Annotated in this window: 19 protein-coding genes; 5 read left to right on the forward strand and 14 right to left on the reverse strand. The window is 42.7% G+C overall.

All coding sequences use genetic code 11. From position 1 onward, the window contains the following. Window positions 1-99 precede the first annotated feature (99 nt). From folK to ADI58_RS00190, 6 genes are all read right to left on the reverse strand, one after another. The gene (folK, locus tag ADI58_RS00165) at window positions 100-912 is read right to left on the reverse strand and encodes a 2-amino-4-hydroxy-6-hydroxymethyldihydropteridine diphosphokinase (RefSeq protein WP_049521011.1); all 813 of its coding nucleotides are present in this window, start codon (window positions 910-912) and stop codon (window positions 100-102) included. Between the two features lie 158 nt (window positions 913-1,070). Beyond that, window positions 1,071-1,625 carry a GTP cyclohydrolase I FolE gene (gene folE, locus ADI58_RS00170; protein WP_004247172.1) on the reverse strand — a complete coding sequence of 185 codons (555 nt, stop codon included), beginning with the start codon at window positions 1,623-1,625 and terminating at the stop codon, window positions 1,071-1,073. After that, the gene (locus ADI58_RS00175; RefSeq protein WP_049521012.1) at window positions 1,606-2,928 is read right to left on the reverse strand and encodes a bifunctional folylpolyglutamate synthase/dihydrofolate synthase; all 1,323 of its coding nucleotides are present in this window, start codon (window positions 2,926-2,928) and stop codon (window positions 1,606-1,608) included. The genes folE and ADI58_RS00175 overlap by 20 nt, the downstream gene beginning before the upstream one ends. 1 nt (window position 2,929) lies before the next feature. After that, window positions 2,930-3,910: a dihydropteroate synthase gene (gene folP / locus ADI58_RS00180; RefSeq protein ID WP_049521013.1), complete on the reverse strand. Its 981-nt coding sequence runs from the start codon at window positions 3,908-3,910 to the stop codon at window positions 2,930-2,932. Between the two features lie 93 nt (window positions 3,911-4,003). Beyond that, window positions 4,004-4,711 (reverse strand): CPBP family intramembrane glutamic endopeptidase, encoded by a 708-nt coding sequence (locus tag ADI58_RS00185; RefSeq protein ID WP_049521014.1) that lies wholly within the window; start codon window positions 4,709-4,711, stop codon window positions 4,004-4,006. 52 nt (window positions 4,712-4,763) lie between these two features. Continuing rightward, window positions 4,764-6,182 carry an NCS2 family permease gene (locus ADI58_RS00190; RefSeq protein WP_000359257.1) on the reverse strand — a complete coding sequence of 473 codons (1,419 nt, stop codon included), beginning with the start codon at window positions 6,180-6,182 and terminating at the stop codon, window positions 4,764-4,766. Between the two features lie 189 nt (window positions 6,183-6,371). Here ADI58_RS00190 and ADI58_RS00195 point away from each other — a divergent pair, with 189 nt between their 5' ends. From ADI58_RS00195 to ADI58_RS00215, 5 genes are all read left to right on the forward strand, one after another. Continuing rightward, window positions 6,372-7,184, forward strand: a complete 813-nt coding sequence (locus tag ADI58_RS00195) for a Cof-type HAD-IIB family hydrolase (RefSeq protein WP_049521015.1) — start codon at window positions 6,372-6,374, stop codon at window positions 7,182-7,184. A gap of 224 nt (window positions 7,185-7,408) precedes the next feature. Beyond that, window positions 7,409-8,428: an alcohol dehydrogenase AdhP gene (gene adhP, locus ADI58_RS00200; protein ID WP_049521016.1), complete on the forward strand. Its 1,020-nt coding sequence runs from the start codon at window positions 7,409-7,411 to the stop codon at window positions 8,426-8,428. Window positions 8,429-8,661: 233 nt separating this feature from the next. Next, window positions 8,662-9,651, forward strand: coding sequence for a PTS sugar transporter subunit IIB (locus ADI58_RS00205; RefSeq protein WP_000021966.1), 990 nt, complete (start codon window positions 8,662-8,664; stop codon window positions 9,649-9,651). A 25-nt stretch (window positions 9,652-9,676) separates the two neighbouring features. Beyond that, entirely contained in the window at window positions 9,677-10,480 is an 804-nt protein-coding gene (locus ADI58_RS00210; protein WP_049512103.1) for a PTS mannose/fructose/sorbose transporter subunit IIC, read from the forward strand. A 23-nt stretch (window positions 10,481-10,503) separates the two neighbouring features. Then, window positions 10,504-11,415: a PTS system mannose/fructose/sorbose family transporter subunit IID gene (locus tag ADI58_RS00215; RefSeq protein WP_000136865.1), complete on the forward strand. Its 912-nt coding sequence runs from the start codon at window positions 10,504-10,506 to the stop codon at window positions 11,413-11,415. Between the two features lie 55 nt (window positions 11,416-11,470). On the opposite strand, the gene pepC is transcribed toward ADI58_RS00215, so the two are convergent. The 8 genes from pepC to ADI58_RS00260 all read right to left on the reverse strand — a co-directional run bounded on the left by pepC (window position 11,471) and on the right by ADI58_RS00260 (window position 20,417). Continuing rightward, complete coding sequence (gene pepC, locus ADI58_RS00220; RefSeq protein ID WP_049521017.1) at window positions 11,471-12,805, reverse strand: aminopeptidase C; 1,335 nt, start codon at window positions 12,803-12,805, stop codon at window positions 11,471-11,473. A 111-nt stretch (window positions 12,806-12,916) separates the two neighbouring features. After that, complete coding sequence (locus ADI58_RS00230) at window positions 12,917-13,639, reverse strand: pseudouridine synthase (protein ID WP_049521019.1); 723 nt, start codon at window positions 13,637-13,639, stop codon at window positions 12,917-12,919. Between the two features lie 71 nt (window positions 13,640-13,710). Further along, window positions 13,711-13,941 carry a GlsB/YeaQ/YmgE family stress response membrane protein gene (locus tag ADI58_RS00235; protein WP_049521020.1) on the reverse strand — a complete coding sequence of 77 codons (231 nt, stop codon included), beginning with the start codon at window positions 13,939-13,941 and terminating at the stop codon, window positions 13,711-13,713. Between the two features lie 9 nt (window positions 13,942-13,950). Then, window positions 13,951-15,192, reverse strand: coding sequence for an aminopeptidase (locus ADI58_RS00240; RefSeq protein ID WP_049521021.1), 1,242 nt, complete (start codon window positions 15,190-15,192; stop codon window positions 13,951-13,953). A gap of 23 nt (window positions 15,193-15,215) precedes the next feature. Further along, window positions 15,216-15,368, reverse strand: coding sequence for a hypothetical protein (locus ADI58_RS11345; protein ID WP_000776626.1), 153 nt, complete (start codon window positions 15,366-15,368; stop codon window positions 15,216-15,218). A 20-nt stretch (window positions 15,369-15,388) separates the two neighbouring features. Beyond that, a complete protein-coding gene (locus ADI58_RS00250) occupies window positions 15,389-15,667 on the reverse strand; it encodes a type II toxin-antitoxin system YafQ family toxin (RefSeq protein WP_049521022.1) in 279 nt (92 codons plus the stop codon). Further along, window positions 15,660-15,923 (reverse strand): type II toxin-antitoxin system RelB/DinJ family antitoxin, encoded by a 264-nt coding sequence (locus ADI58_RS00255; protein ID WP_000047861.1) that lies wholly within the window; start codon window positions 15,921-15,923, stop codon window positions 15,660-15,662. The genes ADI58_RS00250 and ADI58_RS00255 overlap by 8 nt, the downstream gene beginning before the upstream one ends. A gap of 102 nt (window positions 15,924-16,025) precedes the next feature. Further along, window positions 16,026-20,417: a PolC-type DNA polymerase III gene (locus tag ADI58_RS00260; protein WP_049521023.1), complete on the reverse strand. Its 4,392-nt coding sequence runs from the start codon at window positions 20,415-20,417 to the stop codon at window positions 16,026-16,028. Window positions 20,418-20,505 lie beyond the last annotated feature (88 nt).

Here is a 20,505-nt window from a genome sequence, read left to right on the forward strand (position 1 = left end):
TTGAGGTTGCAGATGGAAGCTGACGTGGTTTGAAGAGATTTTCGAAGAGTATAAAAACTCTAGCCTTCAGTTACAAACTACTGAAAACTAGAGTTTTTTCTATTTTTTCAAAGCATTATACAAGTTACGGACAGGTTGCTTTAATGTCGGATGGATAAAATGAGGCGCAATTTCCTGTAAGGACTCAAGGACAAAAAGGCGTTCCGCTATGTAAGGATGAGGCAAGATAAGGTCATCTGTATAAAGGATCTGGTCCTCCACAAAGAGCAAGTCCAAATCAATCAAACGAGGTCCCCAATGTACTTCTCTCACCCGTCCCATCTCTGACTCAATAGCTAACAAGGTCTCTAATAGCACTTGGGCAGGCAACCATGTTTCTACTTCAACCACTTGATTGGTAAAGCTATCCTGCTCCACACAACCCCAAGGCTCCGTCGTCAAGACACTGGACTCTTTGAGAATATGGATACCTCGATTTCGCATTTTCTCAATGGCTTGTTTCAAGTTTTCTCGCTTATCTCCCATATTGCTTCCTAGAGCGATAAAGGCTCGTTGCTTGCGACGATGAATGGTTACTGAGCAAGTATCTAGTGGCAAATGCACTGGCGCCCAAGGTTTTTTCAGTTCCAGCTTTATTTCTTGGACAAGAGGATAGGCCTCAAAGGTATGTTCTACCAGTTTGTAGGCTACCGTTTCAATCAAGTCCTCAGTGGTTTCCTGAAACCAAGTCGTCCACTGCTGACACAGTTCTCCATAATGGACAGAAGCCGTTAAATCCAAGTCTGTCGCCGCCTTGGTCATATCATAGGATAGGATTGCGGAAATAACAAACTTCTGCCCCAATTCTTTCTCACTAGGGAACAGACCATGATAGGCAAAAATTTCCAAATCCTTAATCTGCAGTTGATCCATAATGATTCCTTTCTAGAAAAATCCGCTTGAAGCGGATTCTTTTTATACTCAATGAAAATCAAAGTGCAAACTAGGAAGCTAGCCGCAGTCTGCTCAAAACACTGTTTTGAGGTTGCAGATGGAAGCTGACATGGTTTGAATTTGATTTTCGAAGAGTATTATAGTCCCATTAAACGATAAGCCTGGTCTCGAAGGTCCTTATCTGTTTCAAATAGACCACGAGCTACTGTCGTCAAGGTTGCAGTGCCTGGTTTTCTGACACCACGCATGCTCATACACATATGTTCCGCCTCAATGACAACAAAGGCTCCTTTAGCACCTAGATACTCCATCAAGGCATCGGCTACTTCGATATTCAAACGTTCTTGAATTTGTGGTTTTTTCGAATAAACTTCAACCGTACGGGCTAGCTTAGACAAGCCTGCCACACGACCATCTGGAATGTAGGCAATATGCGCTCTACCATAAAATGGCAAGAAGTGGTGTTCACACATGGTATGGAAAAAGATATCCTTTTCTACCACCATATTATCGTCAATAATCTCAAAGGATTTTGACAAATGTTCCTCCGCTGTTTGACCAAGACCTGAAAAAATCTCTTGGTACATACGAGCGACACGAGCAGGCGTTTCCTGCAAGCCCTCACGGTTAGCGTCCTCTCCGACAGCCTCGATAATCATTTTTACAGCTGTTTCAATCTTTTGTGTATCCATTCTCGTTTTTCCTCTCCATCAGATAGGCTCTCACTTGGCTCAAGAAATACAAGGAACCCGTGACAATCCTAACTGTTTTTTTCTCTTCTTTTTTATCTGTCAATTTCTGCTCTAGAAAATCCTGCCAACCTTGGTAGCTGAGATTTCTAGACTTAGCTACCTCTTTCAGCATGCTTTCATCAGTCGCCCGACTATCGTCAAAATGTGTTAGAGTAAGCTCGGTATCTGGCATGGCCCCCAGCAAGTCCAACATATCCTCCAAGGCCTTGGTTTTGATACAAGTAAAGAGGATTTCCTTACGATAATCCGCAAAGCGTTCTTGCAAAGTTGATAATAAAGCCTTGATAGCATGGGGATTGTGGGCTCCATCCAAAATCATCAAGGGATCTCTGGACACGATTTCCAAACGCCCTGGCCAACTTGTTTCTTCCAAGGCTTGAGCAAGCAAGTGATTGCTTGCTAGTTCTCGACCTTCTTCTTGACAAAAATTATCAAGTAAAGCTATGGCCATCCCAGCATTCTCTATCTGGTGCAAACCAAGCAGGCCAGTTTGGAAGCGACCTTGTCTGACAACACTTGTATAGTCAAAGGCTTCGCCTGTAACCACACTCTTTTGATGGCTGACCTGATAATCTGTCCCGTAGGCAAGTCTCGGCGCATCTTTCCCTTCCGCAATGCGGTCAATCACAGCCAAAGCTTCTGGAGCGATACGACCTGTCACCAAGGGAATACCTTGTTTGATAATACCAGCTTTCTGCTCTGCTATGGCCTCCAAGGTGTCACCAAGTAGGGCTACATGGTCCAATCCAATAGTCGTAATTCCTGTCAAAATGGGCTGGCAGACATTGGTACTATCTAAAAGCCCACCCATGCCGACTTCCATGATAGCCACATCTACTTGCTCTGAGGCAAAGTAGTCATAGGCTATGGCTGTGATAATCTCAAACTCGGTTGTGCCCTGTAAATTAGCGGTCGCTTCTCCCTCCAGCAAAGACTGATAGTCTGCCATGAGGGCTTCTAGCCTAGCTTCTGGGATAGATTCCCCATTGATGCTAATCTGATCTGTGTAATGAATGAGATAGGGCGAGCTAAACACGCCAACTCTCAGCCCTAGCTTTTCTAGCATCTTTTTCAAAAAAGCAATGGTAGAACCCTTGCCATTGGTCCCTCCGATATGGATGACCTTGAGTTTGAGATGGGGATTGCCACGCAAGGCTAATAGTTCCACCATGCGTTCCAAGCCAAAATGCGGTTGATCCGTCCGATAATTAGCAATCCACTGATTGTTTTCGATTTCTTTCATCTTATTTATATTGTTTTAAATCTAAATTTTCCGCTTCATCAGCCAAACGAATGGCGGAGGCAATTTCAACTGCCATCCTGTGACTAGCTACGTCATGCACTCGTACCACTTCCACACCCTGTCTCGCAGCGATACTGGTTACATGAGCCGAAGCCGTGTCCCTATTGCGGAAACCAAGTTCTGTCTCAGGATTAACTTCAAAGCCACTTTCTTCAAGGATATTGATGACAAACCGCTTGCGCGACACTCCGAGAAAGATTGGATAGCCTTTCTGATGTAGTTTATCCAGATCCCGTAAAAGAAGCAGATTTTCTTTCTTGGTCAGACCAAAGCCAATTCCTGAATCCAGCAGGATGTTTTCTTGAGCAATCCCAGCTTCCTCTGCTCTCGCTAGTGCTCGTTCAAAAAAAGTCTCCATCAACTCTTCTATTGGCAATGTTTCAAAGTCAGCTAACTCTTCCTCTGTAAAAGCTTGACCAAAGCCAAAATGAGGAAATATGAGCGAGCTAGGATGCTGAGGTCGCGCCATGACTGGATTAAACATGATGACTACTTTCGCTCCAGCCTTAGCTACCACATGGGCCATTTTTTCATCACCCATAAGACCAGTGATATCATTGACTAGATTGGCACCAGCAGCCAAAGCAGCCTCTGCCACCTGACTTTTCCAAGTATCAATAGAGATGAGGACATCACTTTCCTTGCGAATCGCTTTGATCACTGGAACAACACGCTGGATTTCCTCTTCTATCTCAACATAGCTACTTCCCGGCCGAGGCCGAGTCGATTCTCCACCGATATCTAGCATGCTAGCCCCTTCTGCTATCAATTTACGAGCCTGCTGGAGTGCCTGCTCAAGAGCAAAAAATTGACCACCATCCGAAAAGGAGTCTGGGGTTACATTGATAATTCCGCAAATAGCTGTCTTTGCATGATTGGCTTTACTTGACATATCGGTCACTCCCTCAAGGCTTTTCATCATATTATTTCTCTATTTTACCATAAAAAGAGAAAGATGGACACGATTGCATTCATCTTTTTCCCAGTAGAAACAAGTAAGCAATTGTCAAAAATCTTAAACAGAAATCCCTAATGTCCGACTCATAATCACCACAAGAGCCAACAAACAGAAAACAACCCCATTAACAATCATGTGAAGTAAGATAGACATTTCCAAACGTTGGGTCTTGTAAGCCGTCCAAGATAGAACGATCGACATACCTCCATAAATCAATAAAGAAGGTAAATTACTTGGTTGATGCAATAAAGCAAACACAATCGTACCGACTACAAATCCCAAGTTCTCTTTTCCTCGGAAAATCTTTTTAGGAACAATCCCACGGCACAAGATTTCCTCACAAATCGGAGCAAGCAAGGCTAGCAAGAAGAAGCTAGAAATCAGAGAACTATTCTGAACCATATCGTTAATCTGAGACTGATTCCCTGTTGTCGTCTCATTTGATAGTTGCAATAAAATGGAACCAAGTATATTTGAACAGATAATGACTAAATAACTTAATCCCAAACGTGCCAAATCCTTCGCTCTAAAAAAAGAAAAATTAAAACTTGCTAACTGCGTTTTACGAGCTCCAATAATAAACAGCACCAGAATCACAATCGAAATACCAGCAACTATCAGTCCTGACTGCAACAGTGGTACTGCATTTAAAGTTAAAATAGCAGTAACCCCTATAGGAATCTGATATAAAATTGTCGCCAGAAAAAAGATTAACAGCCAACCTGCACGATTCAATAATTCTTTCCACATATTTTTCTCTTTCATCACCTATCTCCTTTGTATTAAAAAAGGGGGGAAATCCCCCTGGGTTATCCTATTATAAAGCCATACTGATGTAGTTAAGGATAAACAAGGCATCCAAAATCCAAATCATGACATGAACATCTTTAGCTTGACCTTTGACAAGCTTAGTCAAAGTGTAAGTCAAGAAACCAACCGCAATCCCTTGAGTGATAGAGTAGCTGAATCCCATAAAGATAGATGTGAAGAAAGCAGGAACCGCTTCAGACATATCGTCCCAATGGATATTTTTCAAGCTAGCCAACATCATAATTCCAACGATAATCAAGATTGGAGCTGTAGCGGCTGTTGGTACAATCGCTAGAAGTGGGCTAAAGAAGCTTGAGATCGCAAAACAGATAGCTACAACCAAGGCTGTCAAGCCAGTACGTCCACCTGCACCAATACCAGCAGCAGACTCAACATAAGTCGTTACGTTCGAAGTACCAGCGATGGCACCAATTGAAGTACCAATCAAGTCAGAGTAAAGAGCCTTGTCCAACTTAGCTGATTGGTGATTTTCACCATTTGTCGCTACGATACCAACTTTTTCACCTGTACCAATCAAGGTACCAATTGTATCAAAAATATCTGTCAATGAGAAGGCAAGAATGGCCATCAGAGTTTCAGGCAAGCGAGCTGTATCTGAAACCAAAGCTCCCAAACCTTCTGAACCAAGAGCTGCACCAAAGACTGTCTTCAAATCTTCAAAGGCTGCACCAACATGGTTATTAGCAAAATCGATGCTAGACAAATCTACCAAACCAACTGCGATAGCAAGAACAGTTGTTGTCAAGATAGAGAGGATAATTCCTCCTTTAATCCCTTTAATGACAAAGAAGATTGTGATAGCAAGTCCTGCAAGAGCCACCAAAACAGCTGGATTATTAAAGCTAACCAATCCTGGAACTGCTGAAGCATTTGCTGTAATCGCTGCTTGAGCTTTATCAGCCCCTTCTCCTGCAACCGTGTAATTTCCTGGATCGATAGAGAATTTCAAAAGTCCAGCATTCTTAATCCCCACGTAGGCAAGAAAGACACCGATACCAGCTGAAATAGCTGAACGAAGGGCATTCGGAATCGATTCAATGATCATTTTACGAACATTTGTCAAGGTAATAATCAATGAGATAATTCCACAGATGAAGACCATAGCCAAGGCTTCTTGCCAAGAATAACCGAGTCCAAATACAACTGTAAAGGTAAAGAAGGCATTGAGTCCCATACCTGGCGCTTGAGCATATGGTAAGTTAGCATAGAAGGCCATCATCAGGGTACCAGCAACTGCACCGATAATCGTTGCAAGGAATACACCCTGAGCAGGCATTCCTGTTTGCGAAAGAATTTGTGGGTTTACAAAGAGAATATAGCTCATTGCAAAGAAAGTTGTTAAACCAGCGAGAACCTCTGTACGAACGTCTGTACCGTTCTCTTTTAGTTTAAATAATTTGTCCATTATCAATCTCCTTTTAATTTTTACGAACAATAATAGAATTATATCATTTATCATTCACTTTTTCAATATCTTTGTTTGATTTATTTAAGAATTTAATGAAATTTCTTTTTTTGTTTCGAATCTGCTTTTCTGCCTGCTTTCTGTTATAATAGTAGACATCTTATCTGAAAAGACACTAGAAAGGTCCCTATGACGAAAAAAATTATTGCAGTTGACCTGGATGGAACCCTGCTCAACTCAGACAGTCAAATTTCTGACTTTACCAAAAAAACCATCAAAAAAGTTGCTGAAAAAGGCCATCAAGTTATTATTACGACAGGGCGCCCTTACCGCATGTCAAAAGATTTTTACCGTGAACTAGACTTAAACACTCCTATGATTAATTTCAACGGCTCCCTTACTCATTTACCAGACCAAGTTTGGGATTTTGAAAAGTGTTTGACTGTAGACAAAAAATATCTGCTAGATATGGTTCGACGTTCAGAGGACATTCAAGCCGATTTTATCGCTGGAGAATATCGTAAAAAATTCTACATTACAAATCCTAATGAAGAAATTGCCAATCCCAAACTATTTGGTGTGGAAGCTTTCCAGCCTGAAGATCAACTTCAGCCTGAGTTGGTAACCAAGGATCCTAACTGTATTCTGTTGCAGACCAGAGCCAGTGACAAATATGCCTTGGCAAAAGAAATGAACACCTTCTACCAACATCAACTTTCTATTAATACCTGGGGAGGTCCGCTCAATATCCTTGAGTGTACACCAAAAGGTGTCAACAAGGCCTTTGCTTTGGACTACTTGCTCAAGGTAATGAACCGTGACAAAAATGATTTGATTGCCTTTGGAGATGAACACAACGATACCGAAATGCTCGCTTTTGCTGGGAAAGGTTATGCAATGAAAAATGCCAATCCTGAGCTACTCCCCTATGCAGATGAGCAAATTTCCTTGACAAATGACCAAGACGGTGTTGCCAAAACCCTACAAGATTTATTCTTATAGTCCAGTCTGACCAGCTTGCAAGCTGGTCTTTGTGCTCTTTTCACAGTCTCATCAACCAGTTAATCGATTGTTCTACTTTTTGCATCCAAAACCTTGGAAAAGGCTTTCTTTTGTGATATACTTCACATATAAATACAAGAGAGCTCGTCACACTCGACTCTGTTGACACAAAATCAATCCAGTCCTGTTGTCCCTGTTCTCGGCCAATATCAAGGAGGATAGCTATGAAAGCTGTTGTTGTAAATCCAGAAAGCACTGGTGTTGCTGTTGAAGAAAAAGTACTCCGTCCACTTGAAACTGGGGAAGCACTTGTAGAAATTGAATACTGTGGTGTTTGCCACACTGACCTCCACGTTGCCCATGGCGACTTCGGTCAGGTACCAGGCCGTGTTCTAGGACATGAAGGTGTTGGTATCGTTAAGGAAATTGCCCCAGATGTAAAAAGCCTTAAAGTCGGCGACCGCGTCAGCGTTGCTTGGTTCTTTGAAGGATGTGGCACTTGCGAATACTGTACAACTGGTCGCGAAACCCTTTGCCGTACAGTGAAAAATGCCGGCTACTCAGTAGATGGTGGTATGGCTGAACAATGTATCGTAACTGCAGACTATGCTGTCAAAGTTCCTGACGGACTTGATCCAGCCCAAGCTTCCTCTATCACATGTGCTGGTGTAACAACCTATAAAGCTATTAAAGAAGCAAAAGTTGAACCAGGCCAATGGGTTGTCCTTTACGGTGCTGGTGGACTTGGTAACCTAGCTGTTCAATATGCTAAAAAAGTATTCAATGCTCATGTCATCGCAGTTGATATCAATAACGACAAACTTGCCCTTGCAAAAGAAGTAGGTGCTGACATTGTTATTAACGGCCTAGAAGTTGAAGATGTACCTGGACTCATCAAGGAAAAAACTGATGGTGGAGCTCATTCAGCTGTCGTAACTGCTGTGTCTAAAGTTGCCTTCAACCAGGCTGTTGACTCAGTTCGTGCCGGTGGTCGCGTAGTCGCTGTTGGTCTTCCTTCTGAAATGATGGAACTCAGCATCGTCAAAACCGTTCTAGATGGAATCCAAGTCATCGGTTCTCTTGTTGGAACTCGTAAAGACTTGGAAGAAGCCTTCCAATTCGGTGCAGAAGGTTTAGTAGTTCCAGTTGTTCAAAAACGTCCAGTAGAAGATGCCATAGCCATTTTCGACGAAATGGAAAAAGGTCAAATCCAAGGACGTATGGTACTCGACTTCACCCACTAATCTAATAGAAATCTATTTTAAAAGTTGGAATGCATTTCCAACTTTTTTATATTAAATTTTTAAATAAGAATTCAAAATTACTCCTCAAAAACTTAATATGTCAACATCTGCAAATAAAAGCTTTTTAATTTTTTATGATAAATAGTTGCTTTTTATATGAAAACGGTTTATACTTAAAAAGTCTTAAAGTTTTCTTAAACGAAAACTAAAACAAAAAAGGAGGAATGACAATAATGAGTATCGGAATCATTATTGCGAGCCACGGCGAATTTGCTGCGGGTATTCATCAGTCAGGATCTATGATCTTTGGTGAACAAGAAAAGGTTCAAGTTGTAACCTTTATGCCAAATGAAGGTCCTGATGATCTATACGCTAAGTTTAATAACGCTGTTGCTGCATTTGACGCAGAGGATGAGGTTCTAGTTTTGGCTGACCTTTGGAGTGGATCTCCATTTAACCAAGCTAGTCGCGTGATGGGAGAAAATCCTGAGCGTAAGTTTGCCATCATCACAGGACTTAACTTACCGATGTTAATTCAAGCCTACACAGAGCGCCTCATGGACGCTGCTGCAGGTGTAGATAAAGTCGCTGCGAATATCATTAAAGAAGCCAAAGATGGCATCAAAGCTCTTCCAGAAGAGCTAAACCCAGTTGAGGAAGTAGCAAGCGCTGCAGCTGCTCCAGTTGCCCAAGCTGCTATCCCAGAAGGAACTGTCATCGGAGATGGTAAACTCAAAATCAACCTTGCCCGTCTAGACACTCGTTTACTTCACGGTCAGGTTGCAACTGCTTGGACTCCAGATTCAAAAGCAGACCGTATCATCGTTGCTTCAGATAACGTAGCTAAAGACGAATTACGTAAAGAATTGATTAAACAAGCAGCTCCAGGTAAAGTGAAAGCAAACGTTGTTCCTATCCAAAAACTAATCGACGTTGCAAAAGATCCTCGCTTCGGAGAAACACATGCCCTTATCTTGTTTGAAACACCTCAAGATGCCCTTCGTGCTATCGAAGGTGGCGTGCCAATCAAAACTCTTAATGTTGGATCAATGGCTCACTCAACTGGTAAAACAATGGTTAACAACGTTTTGTCTATGGATAAAGAAGACGTTGCTACATTTGAAAAAATGCGTGACCTCGGTGTTGAATTTGACGTACGTAAAGTACCAAACGACACGAAAAAAGATTTGTTTGACTTGATCAACAAAGCAAACGTGCAATAATCGATTTTATGAAAGGATTTTAAAGATGTCTATTATTTCTATGGTTTTAGTAGTCGTTGTAGCCTTCCTAGCAGGTCTTGAAGGTATCCTCGACCAGTTCCAATTCCATCAACCAATCGTAGCTTGTACCCTTATCGGTCTTGTTACTGGTAACCTTGAAGCAGGGATTATCCTTGGTGGTTCTCTTCAAATGATCGCCCTTGGTTGGGCTAACATCGGAGCTGCCGTAGCTCCTGACGCTGCCCTTGCTTCTGTTGCTGCTGCCATTATCATGGTTCTTGGTGGCGACTTTACTAAGACAGGTATCGGTGTTGCCCAAGCGGTTGCTATCCCTCTTGCAGTTGCTGGTCTATTCTTGACTATGATTGTCCGTACACTCTCTGTCGGATTGGTTCACACTGCTGATGCTTCTGCTAAAAAAGGTGACTTCAAAGCAGTTGAACGTGCTCACTTTGTCGCACTTCTTCTTCAAGGTCTTCGTATTGCAATCCCTGCAGCACTCCTTCTAATGGTACCAACTGAAACAGTACAAAGCATTCTAAATGCTATGCCTGATTGGCTCAAAGATGGTATGGCTATCGGTGGTGGTATGGTTGTTGCCGTTGGTTACGCTATGGTTATCAACATGATGGCAACTCGTGAAGTATGGCCATTCTTCGCTATCGGTTTCGTGCTTGCTGCCGTGTCAGATATTACTCTAATCGGATTTGGTGCTATCGGTGTTGCTATCGCTCTTATCTACCTTCACCTTTCTAAAACTGGTGGAAATGGTGGCGGAGGAGCCGCAACTTCTAACGACCCAATCGGCGATATCCTAGAAGACTACTAAGATAAGAAAGGACTGAAAACATCATGACTGAAAAACTTCAATTAACTAAATCAGATCGTAAAAAAGTTTGGTGGCGTTCAACTTTCTTACAAGGTTCTTGGAACTATGAACGTATGCAAAACTTGGGTTGGGCTTACTCATTAATTCCAGCTCTTAAAAAACTCTACACTAAAAAAGAAGATCAAATCGCTGCTCTTGAACGCCATCTTGAGTTCTTCAACACTCACCCATACGTAGCCGCTCCAATCATGGGGGTTACTCTTGCACTTGAAGAAGAACGTGCTAACGGTGTTGAAATTGATGATGCTGCTATCCAAGGGGTTAAAATCGGTATGATGGGACCTCTTGCTGGTATCGGTGACCCAGTATTCTGGTTTACAGTACGCCCAATCCTTGGATCACTCGGTGCTTCACTTGCCCTTACTGGTAATATCTTAGGTCCAATCCTCTTCTTCGTTCTTTGGAACTTGATTCGTATGTCATTCTTGTGGTATACACAAGAGATTGGATACAAGGCTGGATCTGAAATCACTAAAGATATGTCTGGCGGTATCCTCCAAGACATCACTAAAGGAGCTTCTATCCTTGGTATGTTCATTCTTGCTGTCCTTGTTCAACGTTGGGTAAATATTAAATTTGCTTTCGATGTTGCCAAAGTTCAACTAGATGAAAAGGCTTATATCCATTGGGATAAATTGCCAGAAGGATCTAAAGGTATTCAAGAAGCATTCGCACAAGTAGGACAAGGATTATCTCAAACATCTGAAAAAGTTACTACTTTCCAACAAAACTTGGATATGTTGATTCCTGGACTATCAGGACTACTCCTTACTTTCCTTTGCATGTACTTGCTTAAGAAAAAAGTATCTCCAATCACTATTATCCTTGCACTCTTCGCAGTGGGTATTGTGGCACATGTTCTTCACATCATGTAATCAAGCAACTTAAAAGGAATCAGGTTCTAAAATCTGATTCCTTTTTTCCATACTTTTATTCGGCCAAGGCACCCATTGGATCCCACGGTGCGAGTACAATTGGTTCTGCTTCATAGACAGCTTGTTCTTCTGCTGTCAGCAATTCTTTACGGACAACGATTTGGTAAGTGTATTCATCCATCCAAGCGTCTGAGGCAACAAAGTAACCATCTGCACCAACCTTGTCTCCCCATGAGTTTTCAACCTTCCACTTGGTTGACTTCCCATTTTCATCCAAGTCCACACCTGTCAAGACCATGGCGTGGGTCATCAAGCTTTCGCTGTAGTCCAGACGTCCAGCCTTGTCTTGAGTGAGTTTAATGTCCATGCTTGATTCAAAGTCATAAACATCTGTCGCAAGGATTCCAGCTTTGCGGTTGCTGAGCTGACCAACATCTGAACCAAACCAAACAGTCTCACCTGCTTGCATTTGAGCAATTGCCAACTCTTTCAAGCGCTCCATCGGCACGTTGATGTAACGAACCGCACGGCTACCAACCACATTTCCTAACATCTCAACTGTGTAAGATTGGCCGTAAGGCTTGTCAGCAGTTGGGGCGTTGATAACAGAAACGTAATCTTCTAGAGGAAGATTGACATATTTCTTGTAAAATTCTTGTGGAGTAATGCTCTTTTCACTTTGGTAGTTGTTATCTTTATCGCGATAAGCAAAGTCAAATGTACGTGGTGGAAGTCCTAAAGACATAGCAAGAAAGTTAAAGATTTCTTGCAAGAGGTCTTCTTTCTTAGCTTGAACAGTCGCTTGATCTGCACCAGAAACAAGCAAGTCACGCAAGATTTGAGCATCTTGGCGAAGCAATTTGTTAAGGATTGCATTTAGCTCACGACTGCTGCTAGATGAAACAGACTCTGGATAAACAGACTTAGGAACGACACCATATTTCTCAAAGAGAGAAACGACCATATCCCATTGACCGCCATCTTGTTGTGGAGTTTGGAGTAGGAATTTAACCTTACGGCTCGTCAAATCTTGGTCTGCAGTCGCAATGACTTGCTCCAAGAACCAGTTGGATTTCTCATACTTGTCCCAGAAGAAGGTGTGGGCCTGTGACAACTCAAAATTTTCCAATTTATATTGTGAAATGAGTTTGTGGCGGAAGGTATTAAGAGCTGCAAACATCCAGCAACGACCAGATGCTTTCTGGTTAGTAACCTTGTCCTTGGTCAAATCCAATGAGAAAACAGGTGTGTTATCTACATGGCTTTGGCGACGTTCTAGGGCTGCAAAAATTCCGTTGTGGCTGGCAGCATTTTCAATCGCTTGGTATTTTACATTTGCTTCATAGTTGGCAAATAGTTTATCAGTAAATGATTCTTGAATCGCGTTCATAGATTCCTCCTTTTATTCTACAATCTATTATAACGCTTTTCACAAAGGAAGCAACTGAAAAACATAAAAGGCAAGGACATTCTCCCTCACCTTTTTCGAATATAAACCAAACTAAGCAATACTTGCAAGGAGAGCTTCTAATTCCTCCTTGGTCAAGCGACGCCATTCTCCTCGCTGCAAGTTCTCATCCAATACTAGAGTTCCCATAGTCAAACGTTGCAAATCTACTACTTCCTTGCCACAGTAGGCCACCATACGCTTGATCTGATGAAACTTCCCTTCTGCAATGGTCACACGGATTTGGCTTTGATTCTTTTTTGTATCTACAGACACAAGCTCCAGTCTAGCAGGCTGACAAGTAAAGTCTTTGAGAGGAATACCCTCAGCAAATGTCTCCGCATCTTCTTGGGTCATAATTCCCTTGACCTGAGCCAGATACGTCTTATCCACATGACGCTTGGGTGAAAGAAGAGCATGGGCAAGCTTGCCGTCATTGGTCAAGAGTAAAAGACCATGCGTGTCAATATCCAAGCGTCCTACTGGGAAAACTTCCTTGCTCCGAGCAATATCATCCAGCAAGTCCAGAACGGTTCTGTGCTTAGGATCCTCAGTCGCTGAGATAACTCCTTTGGGCTTGTTCATCATGTAGTAGACAAACTCTTCATACTCCAACACTTGCCCATCAAAGCGAATCTCATCTATTTCTTCATCAATCTGCAATTTAGCTGATTTTTCTTTTTTACCATTTACCGTCACGCGCCCAGCCTTGAGCATGTTTTTGACCTCTGTCCGACTCCCTACAGCGCAGGTAACTAAAAATTTATCTAATCTCATAGAACTATTATATCATATCAAAAGGAGGCTGGTACAATGACCAACCTCCTTTTCGTTTCAGATTTAAGAAATTAACTTCCTCGTCTCCAGAAAATCGCTAAGACAATCATGGAACCTAGTACTGCCGGAATAATGGCAGTTCCTGCCATTATCGGTCCCCAAGTCCCAAAAAGCAAGTGGCCTATAAAAGCACCAATCCAACCGAGAAACATTTTTCCAAAACATCCCATGCGTTCTCCACGATTGGTCAGAGTACCTGCTAAAAATCCCACTAGGAGACCAACGAACATACTTCCTAACATATTATCTCCTTAATTTGCCCAATCTCCGTTACGGAAGAGTGGTACACGTGTCCCATCCTCACGGATACCATCGATATCCATTTGGTTAGAACCAATCATAAAGTCTACGTGAACATCTGAACGGTTAAGCCCCGCAGCTTCAAGCTCCTCTTCGCTCATCTCCGCTCCACCAACTACGCTAGTCGCATAGGCTGCACCGATAGCCAAGTGATTTGACGCATTCTCATCGAAAAGGGTATTAAAGAAGGTAATGCCTGACTGGGAAATTGGGCTTGGATCTGGTACCAAAGCACATTCACCCAAGGCACGCGCACCCGCATTTTCAAAGACAAGGTCTTTCATGACTTGATCGCCCTTCTCAGCAGTGATGTCAACGATTCGTCCATCCTTAAAGGTTACCTTAATACCTTCGATGATATTTCCGTTATAGCTAAGCGGTTTTGTAGAAGTGACATATCCATCTGCGCGACGGAAATCAGGCGCTGTGAAGACTTCCTCTGTCGGCATATTTGGCAAGAATCCTTCTCCTTGCGTATTGATAGCACCAGCTGATTCCCAAACATGGTTTTTCGGCAAACCAAGTGTCAAATCTGTTCCTGGCGCTGTGTAGTGAAGGGCTGAAAATTGCTCTTTATTAAGCATATCGGCCTTGCTCTTGAGGATAGCTGCATGCTCTTCCCAAGCCTTAACAGGATCTTCTTCATAGACACGGCAAGTTTTGAAGATTTGGTCCCAAAGGAGATCGACTGCTTCTTCATCGTTCGCAGCATTTGGAAAGACTTTCTTAGCCCACTCAAGTCCAGCAGCGGCTGCTACCGTCCAGCTAACCTTGTTAGATTGAGTTGCGATTCGCATTGGCTTCATGGCAAGTCCCATAGCTTTAGCAGAAGCTGAAAGCTTGTCAGCCTCCACTCCGTTCAAGGCACCTGGATCAGATGAACGAACCCCAAGACGGCTAGCTTTGTTCTCTAAAAGATAGTTCATCTCAGCAATCTTGTATTCTGGCACATTGTCCAAACGCTCCATCGGCGCATGGAGGAATTTCTCACGGTTAATGACATCATCTGTCCACTGAACGATAACCTCATGCGCACCCAGGGCATAAGCTTCTTTGACGATTAGATGTGCCAACTCACGTTGCTCCACATCGATAGAGAGAGCCAAAGTGTGACCAGGTTGCACATTAATTCCGTTCGCAACCAATAATTTCGCATATTTTTCTAGATTTTCTTTAAAATTTGGTAAAACCATTCTATTCTTCCTTTTCTTTTTGTTTATTTTTCTTTCAAAGCAGAAAATAATCCTGCTAAAGCAATAGCACCTGACAAGAGTGCTGTTGATAGAAGGATTGTCTGGTCAGCAAGTTCTAATTGATATTCAAATACCTTCTCAGCCGGCTTATCTTCCGCAAAAATTCTTAGTTTCATGAGAACCCCCTTAAAATTTATTAAAACAAATCACTATGACTGCCTGTCCTCAGCAAATTTAAAATCAATTCTTCCTTGTTTACTTTATAAACCAAAAGCCAATCTGGCTGGATATGGCATTCACGAACTCCTTGAAAATGTTTGGATGCCGTCAATGGATGATCACGATATCTAGCAGGAAGTTCTTTTTCTTGAACAAGAAAATTTAAAACTTCTTCTAATAATTCTACCTTCAAACCACGCTTCATAGCCAACTTAAAATCTTTTTTAAACTGTTTATGATAACGAATCTTAAGCACGCAAATCCTCCATCAAGTCAGAGACTGATTCAAAGGATTGGCTCATATTACGATTTTGGTCTAAATCCGTTAATACCTCAAGCAACTTCCGACTCTCGTCTAGTCTAACATCGAAAGGTAAACCCTGATATTGAATAGCTTGACGAAGAAAAATATTGATAGCTGTTGTCATGTCCATTCCCAGGTTATTAAACACCTGTTGGGCCTGCTCCTTAACCTCACTATCCAGACGGATGCTCATACTCGTCTTTGACATACTCTCACCCTCTTTCTATATACTATTTTAACAAAAAAGAAAGCCAATGTAAATCTATTGGATATACATTAGCCTCTTTGGATAGATTATTAAACAATTTTTTTAAAACAACTCATCAAACAAACTCAACTGATTATCCTCTGGCATATTGCCGAGAATACCCATTTCATCCATCTTTTCAACCAAGGTTGATGAGAGTCCACCACGCTTGCGGAGTTCTGTTTTAGACAGGAATTCTCCCTCTTCACGCGCTCGCACCAACTGCTTGGCAACGTTCTCTCCCAGACCATCCATTGCTACAAATGGTGGAATGAGGGTATCCCCATCGATGAGGAACTCTGTCGCCTGACTACGGTAGAGATCGAGTTTTCCAAACTTGAAACCACGTTCCCACATCTCATTGACAATCTCAAGAGTTGTATAAAGATCAATTTCCACATTAGAAGCTTCATTATTCTTACGTTTTTCAGAGATTTCTTCCATTCTGCGTTTGATGGCATCCAGGCCCGCCCCCATAGTCTTGATATCAAAGGCTTTAGCACGGATTGAGAAGTAAGCACAGTAGTAATAAATAGGATGGTGAACCTTGAAGTAAGCTACACGCAAGGCCATCATAACGTAGGCTGCCGCATGGGCTTTAGGGAACATGTACTTAATTTTCCCACAGGACTCGATATACCACTCTGGCACCTTATTGGCCTTCATAGCTTCAATGTAACCATTTCGCTCCTCTTCGGAAATCTTGAGCCACAAGCCCTTACGCACCCGTTCCATTATGGTAAAGGCCATCTTAGGTTCTAGACCCGCGTGCATGAGGTAAACCATGATGTCGTCCCGACAACCGATAACAGTCGATAGATCAGCAATCCCTTGCTTAATCAAATCTTGGGCATTGCCCAGCCAAACGTCGGTACCGTGGGACAACCCTGACAACTGAAGCAACTCCGCAAAAGTCGTCGGATGGGTTTCATCGACCATACCTCGGACAAAGTTGGTTCCAAACTCCGGAATCCCCAGCATGCCCGTAGGCGTTCCGATTTGCTCAGGTGTTACCCCAAGCACATCAGTCCCAGAAAAGAGGGCCATAACGCCTTCGTCATCCATAGGAATTTCATTAGGGTCAATACCAGACAAATCCTGAAGTTTCCGAATCATGGTCGGATCATCATGCCCCAGCACATCGAGTTTGAGGACGTTCTCGTCGATATCATGGAAGTTAAAGTGAGTCGTTTGCCATTCAGCCGTCACATCATCCGCTGGATACTGGACAGGCGTAAAGTCGTAGACATCCATGTAGTTAGGAATAACAACAATTCCCCCCGGGTGTTGTCCTGTCGTTCGTTTGACACCAGCAGCTCCCTGGGCTAGACGTTCCACCTCTGCATCACGATAAAACTTGCCATAATCTCGCTCATAGCCCTTTACAAATCCATAGGCAGTCTTGGCAGCCACCGTACCAACCGTTCCCGCACGGAAGGCATATTCCTCACCAAAGATATCACGCACATCCAAGTGGGCGCTAGGTTGGTCTTCTCCCGAGAAGTTCAAGTCAATATCGGGAACCTTGTCCCCATCAAAACCAAGGAAGGTTTCAAACGGAATATCCTGGCCATTTTTACTGAGTTTGTGACCACATTTTGGACAGTCCTTATTGGGCATATCAAATCCTGAACCATACGAACCATCGGTGATAAACTCACTGTACTGACACTGACCACAGACATAGTGAGGAGAGAGAGGATTAACCTCTGTAATCCCAATCATGGTCGCAACGAAACTGGAACCGACAGATCCACGAGAACCAACCAAGTAGCCCCGTTCATTGGAACGTTGCACCAGCATCTGGGAAGCCAGATAAATCACGGCAAATCCATTCCCCAGAATAGAGGTTAGTTCTTTTTCAATCCGCAAATCAACGATATCTGGCAGCGGATTACCATAAATCTCAAAGGCCTTCTTATAGGTCAACTCGGCAACTGTTTCTTCAGCCTTGTCAATGAAAGGCGTATACAAGTCACCCTTAACAACCTCAACGGGTTCAAAGATTTCTGCCAAGGCATTGGTGTTTTCAATAACCAATTTGCGAGCTAATTCCTCTCCCAAGAATGCAAATTCATCCAACATTTCATTAGTCGTTCTAAAATGAGCTTTTGGAAGAGGAGCGGGTTGGGCATGTTCGCCATGACCAATAGTTCGGTTAATCATAGCCCCCTGTCCCAAACTACGGACGATAATTTCACGGTAAATCTCTTCTTCCGGTTCGATATAGTGAACATTACCCGTAGCCAGAACAGGCTTGCCAAGACGGTCTCCCACTTCTATCAAACTTTTGATAATGGTCTGGAGTTCTTCCATATCCTTGACCTGCTCCTTGGCAATCAAGGGAGCATAGATAGCAGGTGGCATAACCTCGATAAAGTCATAATACTTAGCCACCTCAACCGCCGCATCCACACCTTGGGAAACGACTGCATCAAAAACTTCACCTTCAGAGCAAGCTGAACCTAAAATCAGACCTTCCCGATAGGCATCCAAAACCGTTCTCGGAATCCGTGGCACCCCTTCAAAGTACTTGGTATTGGATAAAGAAACCAGCTTAAAGATATTTTTTAGACCTACCTGATTCTTGACATAGATGGTCGCATGTTTAATCCGAGCTTTTTTATAAGAATCTGGACTAATCAAATCAATATTGAGTCTAGCTAGATCGATCACACCATGTTTTTCTGCTACCTCTTTGATAAAAATAAAGAGCAGACGACCAGTCGCTTCCGCATCGTAATTGGCCATGTGGTGATGTTCTAGGGCCACACCAAAACGCTTGGTCAAAGGTCCCAAACCATGACGTTTATACTCAGGATAGAGATTTCTAGCAAACTCAAGTGTATCAATAACCGGCTGACTAATCCTTGGAAGACCATGACGCTCATAGTTGGCATTCATAAAACCAACGTCAAAGGTCGCATTGTGAGCGACTAGGACAGTATCCTTGCAGAATTCTTGGAATTCTTGCAAAACTTGTTCCAGTGGCTTGGCATTTTTGATATGGTCATCTGTAATTCCAGTCAACTCAGTAGTAAAAGCTGACAAGGGATGTCCAGGATTGATAAATTCATCAAATTCAGCAATGACATTCCCCTTGTACATCTTAGAGGCCGCAACCTGAATCAAATCATTATAGATAGCTGAAAGTCCCGTCGTTTCCACGTCAAAGACCACGTAGGTTGCTTCCGACAAGTCCATCTCCACTTCGTTATAGACGATAGGGACACGGTCCTCCACGATATTGGCTTCCATTCCATAAATCAGCTGGATTCCCGCTTTCTTAGCCGCCTTATAGCCATGTGGGAAGGATTGAACATTCCCATGGTCCGTGATAGCAATCGCCTTGTGTCCCCACTTAGCAGCTGTCGCAACGATTTCTTCAACCTCTGGTAGAGCATCCATAGTCGACATGTTAGTATGAGCGTGAAACTCAACCCGACGCTCACCTTCTGGCATCAAATCCTTCCGCTCATAGTGAACAACTTCCTGCACATCCTGCACGTTCATAGTCAAATCGCGTGTGAAGTTATTCATCTCCACATTCCCACGCACTCGGAGCCAAGAATTCTTCTTGATGAGGTCAAATTTCTGGGCCTCTTCCTCATTCTTGACCCACTTTTGCATAGAAAAACTGGAAGTGTAGTCCGTCATTTTAAAGTTGATCAAAACACGCCCTGTTCTGGTCACTTTTTGCTCCACATCAAACACAACCCCTTCAAAGACCAGACGATTTTCCTCCGTCGTCACTTCGATCATAGGAGTAATCTCTGCCTTATCCAGCTTCGGTTTAGCTGCAGCTTTTTTAGCTTGAAAATCAAAGGCTGGTTTCTCTTCAGCTGGAGGAGGTGCCATCTGTTCTAGTTGTTCCATAGCACGAAGCGCTTCCTCATTGGCAGCTTGAACAATCTGTTCATTTTCAGCATGAAAAGCCTCTTCCTGCTCTTGGGTCAGGACATCATTCTTCTCGACTTGACAGTTAAAAGTTGGAAAACCAAACTTTTCGAGTTGTTTCGCCAAATTCGGAAGATGATTCTTCTTAAAGTGTTCCTTATCAATCGCCTCAGAACCTTCAATAAAGAGTTGACTACCCTCAGCACGAACTTGCAGATTCTGGTAAAGGGACTTAAAACCTTGACTAGCACATGGCCCCTCAGAAAAAGCCTCTCTATAGTAGGACTGCAAGAGTTGATTTGAAAATTCTTGAGACAGAGTCTTGATTTCGAAAACAGCTTTATTACCTGTCTTAGAAAATTCTTCCCTCAAACCTTTCTTTAATTCTAAAAAGATTTCAATCGGTAAAATATTAGAAAATACGAAATGAAACTCCCATACCTTACTAATTTTATGAACCACAACTCGCTCAATATCGGCCTGTGCTAAAGCAGGAGCCTGTCTCATTTCAGCAGGCATCCCCAGTTGATTCATCAAAATTTCAAAACTATTTGACATTCATTTTCCTCACATTATTCTCCTACTATTTTACCATACTTAGAGGTGTTTTCTAAAGACAAAAGGAAGTCACTAAGTGACTTCCTTC

It is taken from the genome of Streptococcus mitis (assembly GCF_001074635.1).
GTDB classification, from domain to species: domain Bacteria; phylum Bacillota; class Bacilli; order Lactobacillales; family Streptococcaceae; genus Streptococcus; species Streptococcus mitis_E.

Bases quoted from the DNA above. Each gene is read 5' to 3' on its own strand.
- folK (WP_049521011.1), bottom strand. From the start codon at position 912: ATGGATCAACTGCAGATTAAGGATTTGGAAATTTTTGCCTATCATGGT.
- ADI58_RS00185 (WP_049521014.1), bottom strand. From the start codon at position 4,711: ATGAAAGAGAAAAATATGTGGAAAGAATTATTGAATCGTGCAGGTTGG.
- ADI58_RS00235 (WP_049521020.1), bottom strand. From the start codon at position 13,941: ATGTTAGGAAGTATGTTCGTTGGTCTCCTAGTGGGATTTTTAGCAGGT.
- folE (WP_004247172.1), bottom strand. From the start codon at position 1,625: ATGGATACACAAAAGATTGAAACAGCTGTAAAAATGATTATCGAGGCT.
- folP (WP_049521013.1), bottom strand. From the start codon at position 3,910: ATGATGAAAAGCCTTGAGGGAGTGACCGATATGTCAAGTAAAGCCAAT.
- ADI58_RS00175 (WP_049521012.1), bottom strand. From the start codon at position 2,928: ATGAAAGAAATCGAAAACAATCAGTGGATTGCTAATTATCGGACGGAT.
- ADI58_RS00260 (WP_049521023.1), bottom strand. From the start codon at position 20,417: ATGTCAAATAGTTTTGAAATTTTGATGAATCAACTGGGGATGCCTGCT.
- ADI58_RS11345 (WP_000776626.1), bottom strand. From the start codon at position 15,368: ATGAAACTAAGAATTTTTGCGGAAGATAAGCCGGCTGAGAAGGTATTT.
- ADI58_RS00205 (WP_000021966.1), top strand. From the start codon at position 8,662: ATGAGTATCGGAATCATTATTGCGAGCCACGGCGAATTTGCTGCGGGT.
- ADI58_RS00255 (WP_000047861.1), bottom strand. From the start codon at position 15,923: ATGTCAAAGACGAGTATGAGCATCCGTCTGGATAGTGAGGTTAAGGAG.
- ADI58_RS00190 (WP_000359257.1), bottom strand. From the start codon at position 6,182: ATGGACAAATTATTTAAACTAAAAGAGAACGGTACAGACGTTCGTACA.
- ADI58_RS00195 (WP_049521015.1), top strand. From the start codon at position 6,372: ATGACGAAAAAAATTATTGCAGTTGACCTGGATGGAACCCTGCTCAAC.
- ADI58_RS00210 (WP_049512103.1), top strand. From the start codon at position 9,677: ATGTCTATTATTTCTATGGTTTTAGTAGTCGTTGTAGCCTTCCTAGCA.
- adhP (WP_049521016.1), top strand. From the start codon at position 7,409: ATGAAAGCTGTTGTTGTAAATCCAGAAAGCACTGGTGTTGCTGTTGAA.
- pepC (WP_049521017.1), bottom strand. From the start codon at position 12,805: ATGAACGCGATTCAAGAATCATTTACTGATAAACTATTTGCCAACTAT.
- ADI58_RS00215 (WP_000136865.1), top strand. From the start codon at position 10,504: ATGACTGAAAAACTTCAATTAACTAAATCAGATCGTAAAAAAGTTTGG.
- ADI58_RS00240 (WP_049521021.1), bottom strand. From the start codon at position 15,192: ATGGTTTTACCAAATTTTAAAGAAAATCTAGAAAAATATGCGAAATTA.
- ADI58_RS00230 (WP_049521019.1), bottom strand. From the start codon at position 13,639: ATGAGATTAGATAAATTTTTAGTTACCTGCGCTGTAGGGAGTCGGACA.